We start from the raw sequence: 1059 nt of genomic DNA on the forward strand, positions 1-1059 counted from the left end.
TTGAGCCGCCAAGGCTGCATGCCAGTTGAAGCTTGACTTGGCCGCTGCTTTTGCTGATCGTCGCTGAATGGTCGAAAAGGACACCCACATTGTCTCCCGCTTGGCCGGCATCTTGTTAGCGAGATGCCGGGGCGTAGCGCGCGCGACCTGATCAAGCGACATGCCAATACCGGCCTCGCCCTTCCGGACGAGGTTTTTCGGCTTGGCTCGTGCCTCGTCCAATCTTTCAAAGGAATTGAACATGGCACAAAATATCTACGACGATCCCAAATTCTTCGCTGGCTATAGTCAGCTGCCGAGACAAATTCACGGGTTGGATGGCGCTCCAGAATGGAACGCTATCAAGGCTATGCTGCCGACACTGCAAGGTCGCCGCATTGCCGATCTGGGCTGCGGCTTCGGCTGGGCATCCCGTTGGATCCGCCAGAACGGCGCCACTTCGGTAACGGGATATGACCTCTCAGAAAACATGATCCGCCGCGCGCGAGCGGATACAGATGACGATGCCATCAGCTATCAGATTGCCGACCTGGATACGCTCGAACTTCCTGCTCATTCCTTCGAGCTCGTCTATAGCGCTCTGACCTTTCATTATGTCGAGGATTTCGACCGCCTCGTCGCAATGATTCATCGCGCCTTGGTACCGGATGGGGCCCTGGTGTTTACAATCGAACATCCGATCTTCATGGCCGCGCCACGCCCTCAATGGATCGACAACGGCACAGACCAAAAGACATGGCCGGTCAGTGGATATTCGATTGAGGGGGAGCGTCGCACCAACTGGCTTGCCGATGGTGTTCTGAAATACCACAGGACTATCGGGACCACACTGAACACTCTCATTGGCAACGGGTTCCAAATCGATCGGGTGGAGGAATTCGCGCCGACATTAGACCAAATACGGGATAATCCATTGCTCGTCGAAGAACTTGAGCGCCCAATGATGCTCCTGATCGCGGCTCACAGGACCTAACCGGCGGTGGGCTGTCGCTGCAAGGCAACAGCCCGCCATTTTGCAGCTTCGGCTTTCGGGTGACCTCCGAGATGTTCGAAATGACC

2 protein-coding genes are annotated in these 1059 nt (G+C 56.0%); one reads left to right on the top strand and one right to left on the bottom strand.

Annotated elements, in window-relative coordinates; genetic code table 11:
* On the bottom strand, positions 1 to 243 hold a 243-nt coding region (locus JEQ47_RS20515), incomplete at its 3' end, for a hypothetical protein (protein ID WP_210338075.1).
* On the opposite strand from JEQ47_RS20515, the gene JEQ47_RS20485 reads away from it, so the two are divergent.
* Positions 242 to 973: a class I SAM-dependent methyltransferase gene (locus JEQ47_RS20485; RefSeq protein WP_198878271.1), complete on the top strand. Its 732-nt coding sequence runs from the start codon at positions 242 to 244 to the stop codon at positions 971 to 973. The genes JEQ47_RS20515 and JEQ47_RS20485 overlap by 2 nt on opposite strands.
* Positions 974 to 1059 lie beyond the last annotated feature (86 nt).

Source organism: Devosia sediminis, assembly GCF_016411825.1.
In the GTDB taxonomy this organism is placed as follows: domain Bacteria; phylum Pseudomonadota; class Alphaproteobacteria; order Rhizobiales; family Devosiaceae; genus Devosia; species Devosia sediminis.